This is a genomic window from Diaphorobacter ruginosibacter, from assembly GCF_040396215.1.
Taxonomy (GTDB): Bacteria; Pseudomonadota; Gammaproteobacteria; order Burkholderiales; family Burkholderiaceae_C; genus Diaphorobacter_A; species Diaphorobacter_A ruginosibacter_A.
In genome coordinates this window covers 1-5,323 of sequence record NZ_JBEBOW010000188.1, presented here as the reverse complement: position 1 = coordinate 5,323, position 5,323 = coordinate 1, and the positions used below count along the sequence as shown (strand labels likewise).

Annotated in this window: 4 protein-coding genes; 2 read left to right on the top strand and 2 right to left on the bottom strand. The window is 66.1% G+C overall.

All coding sequences use genetic code 11. From position 1 onward, the window contains the following. Positions 1 to 1,425, bottom strand: a 1,425-nt coding sequence (locus ABWP92_RS16280) for a DUF3482 domain-containing protein (protein WP_353236453.1), incomplete at its 3' end; no start/stop codon positions are given. Continuing rightward, on the bottom strand, positions 1,422 to 2,975 hold the full coding sequence (locus ABWP92_RS16275; RefSeq protein ID WP_353236452.1) for a DUF2868 domain-containing protein: 1,554 nt from the start codon (positions 2,973 to 2,975) through the stop codon (positions 1,422 to 1,424). The genes ABWP92_RS16280 and ABWP92_RS16275, both read right to left, overlap by 4 nt. A gap of 163 nt (positions 2,976 to 3,138) precedes the next feature. On the opposite strand from ABWP92_RS16275, the gene trpB reads away from it, so the two are divergent. Beyond that, complete coding sequence (gene trpB, locus ABWP92_RS16270) at positions 3,139 to 4,347, top strand: tryptophan synthase subunit beta (RefSeq protein ID WP_353236451.1); 1,209 nt, start codon at positions 3,139 to 3,141, stop codon at positions 4,345 to 4,347. 190 nt (positions 4,348 to 4,537) lie between these two features. Then, complete coding sequence (locus ABWP92_RS16265; protein WP_353236450.1) at positions 4,538 to 5,086, top strand: peroxiredoxin family protein; 549 nt, start codon at positions 4,538 to 4,540, stop codon at positions 5,084 to 5,086. Positions 5,087 to 5,323 lie beyond the last annotated feature (237 nt).

Genomic DNA, 5,323 nt, shown 5'->3' with positions numbered 1-5,323 from the left:
CGGCTGCTGGTGAAGGCGAAGCCAGAGCGCCGTCCATTGCTCGCCGTGCGACTGCACCGCCCGCTGCACGGCCTCGCTCCACTGCTGCGGCGCCGACGGCGCGCTGTAGCGGCCACGGCCCCTTCCAAAATGCGATATCACCAGATACTTGAGGAGCACCTGCGACGCCAGCGCCGTGAGGTAGTCCGCCGAGAGCCGCAGGCGCTGCGATTCCTGGTCGAACATCTTGTTGGCCCCCCAGGCGGCACCCGCGAACGTCACGGCGCCGACCAGCGCCCCCACCAGCGCGCCGGCGCCCAGCGTCATGCCGCCCGCCACCAGGTCCGCGCCTATGCCGGTCGCCGCGCCGGCGGTCACCGCGCCCCACAGGCTCGCCACCCTGGGGTCGTGCGGGGAGGTGATCCGCAGGTCGCCCTTGAGCTGCTGCTGGATCTGGCTGGCGGCCTCGCCGTCGAGTTGATGCAGCTGCAGCAGCCGCTGGGTCGAGCGCACATCGGCCTCCTGCAGCCGGGTGAGCAGCCGTTTCATGGCTTGGCGCGCCTCGGGCGGCACATCCTCTTCTTCCTGCGCTGGCCTGAACTTCTGCGCGATCCGGCTGACCGCGCGCTCCCAGAGTTTTCCGCGCCCGCCGTCCACCGATTCCTCGGCGGATGCGGAGCGCAGCAACTGCTCGGCCAGCGCGCACAGGCTGGCCTCCTCGCGCTCTCGCTGCCGCTGCTCGCGCGCGGCCAGAAGCCGCTCGTAGGCGGGCAGCTTGGCTTTCGGCAGCAGCGGCGCGATGCTTTGCAGCATCTGGCGCTCGTGCCACCAGCTGCGTGTGAACGCGTCGAGCACCAGCACGTCATGCACGGTTTTGCTGTAGGGCCGCACCGCCGCATGCCAGCGCCCGAGGTCGTGCTCCGTCTGCTGCGCCGTGGTGTCGCTGCCGATCTGGTTGAGCAGGATGATCACAGGCTTGTCCATCCACTGCAGGATGCGCATCTCCGCTTCCCAATACCCGGCATCCGCGGGGTCTTCCGCCGCATTCACCAGGTACAGCATCACGTCGGCGTGATCGCGCGCCGCGGCGAGCGCGCGCTGGCTCATGTAGAACGGCCTGTCGCGCCAGCGGTCCCATACGTTCGAGAGAAACCAGCCCAGCGGATTGCCCTGCTGCTTCAGTCGCTCGTAAAGCCGCACGGAGTCGCCAAACCCCGGCGTGTCCCACAGCCAGAGCTGGTCGCCGTCCCCATCGTCCTGCAGCAGATAGCGCTGGGACTGGCTGGTGACGTGCGCGGCATCCTGTATCTCGCCCACGTCATCGGCCAGCAGGGTGCGCGTGAGCGTCGTCTTGCCGATGTTGGTGTGCGAGAGCAGGCACCATTGGATCTGACGCGATGCGTCGTCGCCGTGCACGGGCGAAATCGATGTGCTGTTGTCACTCATGGCGTGGTCTTGTCTGCAGGTTGGGCGCTCGCCGCGCCAGCGGCGGATTCCGGAATCCATACCGCGCACAGCCCGGCGTTGCGCACGAAATCATTCCACACCTCGCGCCGCTGCGCCATGCGCTTGGGCGCACCCGCATTGCGTTCGTCGAAATCCCGGCTCCACAGCCAGATGGCGGCATGCCGTCCCCAGCGCTCGCGCGCGGCCTGCAGCAGCTCGCCGTGGATCTCCGGCTCGGGCGTGGCGGCCATGTTGATGAGCAGCACCGCCGCCGTGTCCTCGCCCCCGCCGGCGACGGACGCCGCGGAAGGCAGCTTAGCGCCATAGGCCAGCGCGGGCTCGATCACCAGATGCGCGCCCGCGCCGTACTGCGCCGACACGTGATGCTGCAGCGCCATGCGCCGCGCCTCGGTGACCTCGAAGCTGTAGGGCAGCACATGCAAGGTGATGGCGAGCCCGCCGAAATCGCGCTGCAGCTTCTTGAAATAAGGCTGCGAAAGCGGCAATTGCATATGGCGGCCCAGCCACCACGCCCGCAGGCCCTGGTAGAGCCCCAGCCCCAGGCGCGGCGCGATCACCAGCAGCCCCAGCAGCGCGGTGTATGCGATCACCCATTGCTCACCCCATGAGGCCGATGAGGCGGGTGGCGCGCGCCCTGGCGCATCCGCCATCCCCACGCTGCTGCTCACCCAGCCGCGCAGCATCTCGATGTCCGCCAGGCTCCAGGCGGGCGTGCCCAGCAGCCACCGCACCGGCGCAAACACCAGGTTCAACAGCCCGTGAACCGTGGGCGCGGAAAGAAAGGTGCTCTCCCAGCCCACCTGATATTCATTGGTCAGCCCCGTCATCCAGAGCGAGGCCAGCGCGCCCGCCGCCATCAGCGCCGCGCCCAGATGCAGCCACGACAGCCACTGCGCATGCCGCGCGCGGCGGCTCAATTGCCACCAGTTGCGCTCGAAGCTCAAAGCCATCCTGCGCAACCCGCTGCCGCCGGGGACCGGCAGGCGCGCGCGCAGCTTGCGCCGCCAGCCATCGGCGGCGGGCGCCAGCACCGCCTGCCCCGATTCGGAACCGGCGGACTGCAGAACCACCGGCGCACGCGCGCCGCCCGCGCGCAGCAGCGAGCGTATCCATGCCGCCAGCATCCAGGCATAGACCAGAAGATTCCACAGCACGATCGCCAGCAGCGAAGGCGCCAGCAGATCCACGCGATGCGGATCGGTGAAGCGATGCATGCAGAACCCGATCACCAATGCGCCCGCAAGCACGGCAAAAGGCACCCAGCGCGCGATGCCGGGAGCCTGCCGCCAGACCTTGCGCAGCTCGTGCGGCAGATGGCTCGCCGCCACGACACGCTGGGCCCGCATGGCGAGAAAGTCCAGGAACTGCCCGCGCTGCGCCGCGCCCGCCCCTGGTTCGGGGTTGCCGATGGCATGCAGCGTATCCTGCGTGATGGCCTCGCACTGCGCGGCCGACGGCAACGCTTCGTTGGGCGCCGCGGTTTCGATGGCGTGGGCCAGAAGAATGTCTCGGACGGAGCTTGCTCTCATGGATGCAGATGGTATCCCTCCTGACGCCATCCCTCGGCTCTGCCGCAGCCGCCGCAATCATTGGCCGGCGCCGCCCAACCGCGCGCCGTGGTATGAACGGGGTTTTGCCAGGATTTTCCCTTCGTCATATTCCCCATTTCATTTGCTCCAGGAGATTTCATACATGACAAACTGGTCAGACACGGCGGCCATGCCCGATGCCAACGGTTTTTTCGGACCCTACGGCGGCCAGCTCGTTCCGCCGCACCTCAAAAAGGCCATGGACGACATTGCCGAGGCCTATGACGAGATCGTGCAGCGCCAGGATTTCCAGGACACATTGGCGCAACTGTTCGCGGACTATGTGGGCCGCCCCAGTCCCATCTTTCACGCCAGGCGGCTGTCGGAAAAGCTCGGCGGCGCGCAGATCCACCTCAAGCGCGAGGACCTCAACCACACCGGGGCGCACAAGATCAACCATTGCCTCGGCGAAGCGCTGCTCGCCAGGTTCATGGGCAAGACCAAGGTCATCGCGGAAACCGGCGCGGGCCAGCACGGCGTCGCGCTGGCCACGGCATGCGCTCTGGTCGGTATTCCGTGCGAGATCCACATGGGCCAGGTGGACATCGAAAAAGAACACCCCAACGTGACCAAGATGCGCATACTCGGCTGCAACCTGGTCGCCGTCACGCGCGGCCAGGCAACGCTGAAAGACGCGGTCGACAGCGCCTTCGAGGAATACCTGAAAGACCCCGTCAACACACTCTACGCAATCGGCTCGGTCGTAGGCCCGCATCCGTTCCCGAAGATGGTGCGAGACTTCCAGTCCATCGTCGGCCGCGAGGCCCGCGAGCAATTCCAGGCCAGGCACGGCAAGCTGCCGGACTATGTGAGCGCCTGCGTCGGCGGAGGCTCCAACGCCATCGGCATCTTCACCGCCTTCCTGGGCGATGCAAGCGTCAGGCTGGTCGGCGTGGAGCCCGCGGGCGAAGGCGTCGACAAACCAGGCCGGCATGCGGCGACGCTCTCCACCGGCAAGCCCGGCGAGATCCACGGCATGAAGTGCTACGTGCTCGAAAACGCCGACGGCACGCCCGCGTCGGTGCATTCCATCGCATCGGGCCTCGACTACCCCGGCGTCGGCCCGCAGCACAGCTATCTCAAGGACATCGGCCGCGTGCAATACGAAGCCGTGGACGACAAGGAATGCCTGGACGCCTTCATGACCCTCTCGCGCGTGGAAGGCATCATCCCCGCGCTCGAGAGCTCGCACGCGGTCGCCTGGGCCATGCGCATGGCGCCCGGGCTCGGCAAGGATGTGCACATCCTCGTCAACCTCTCCGGCCGCGGCGACAAGGACGCGGACTACGTCGCCAGAAAGCTCGGCATCTGATCCTCCAGTTGTAACAAACAGGGCCGTCAAAGGACTGGGAAACCAGTCCTTTTTGCTTTCCGCGCCCTGTGCATCCTCCAAACAGGTTAGTAACTTTTGTTAACCCTGAAACAGTGTGATCCCGCAATTGCCGAGCGGCCGGCGCCCTGCCTACACTGGCTTCCGATCAACGCCAGCAGGGAGACCAGCCATGAAAAAACTCCTGAGCCTCGATGTTCTGGGGCTGCTCATCTTCGTTGTCTTCTGGGCGCTTTCAAGCACCGCGCACGCCTGGAAGCCTGAAGTGGGAGAACACCCCGCAGCCCTGGAACAACTGGAGCTGGTATCGGGCCAGCCCGTCAACCTGGCCGACTATGCGGGCAAGCCGCTGGTGATCTATTTCGGCGCCGACTGGTGCGCACCCTGCACCGCCAATGGCCGCCCGGCCGTGATCAACGCATTCAACAAATACCGTGACAAGGGCCTGCAGGTGCTGTTCGTCGATCTCGACGATCCGTTCAAATTCCGCGGCAAAAAGGTCAACGAATCACGCGCACTGGGCTTTCCCATCGCCATGCGCGCCCTGCCGCCCACCGGCCAAGAAAAGATGCGCAACTTCGACTTCGGCACCTTCGGAAAAATCCAGGTCGTGCCGACAGCCATCGTGCTCAACAAAGAAGGCAAGGTCGCCGCAAAGATCGAACAGGGAACCCGCCTGCGCGACGAACTCGACGGCGCCGTCGCCCCCCTCGCCCGCTGAAACAGGCCACTGCGCACAATACCCGGCACCTCCCGGCAAACAGACATGCGCCCGCGCAACGGATTTTCCATCCCGCCCCATGGCCATGCTCCCGTGAATTAGACTGGCACGGACAGGGCGGAGGGAAGGGAAAACATTCCGGCCAGTGCATATATCCCAGTGGACTAAACTCACCGCTGCCCCAGCGGCGTGGCCGATAAAGTTCCGGCCAGTGCACATATCCCAGTGAACTAAACT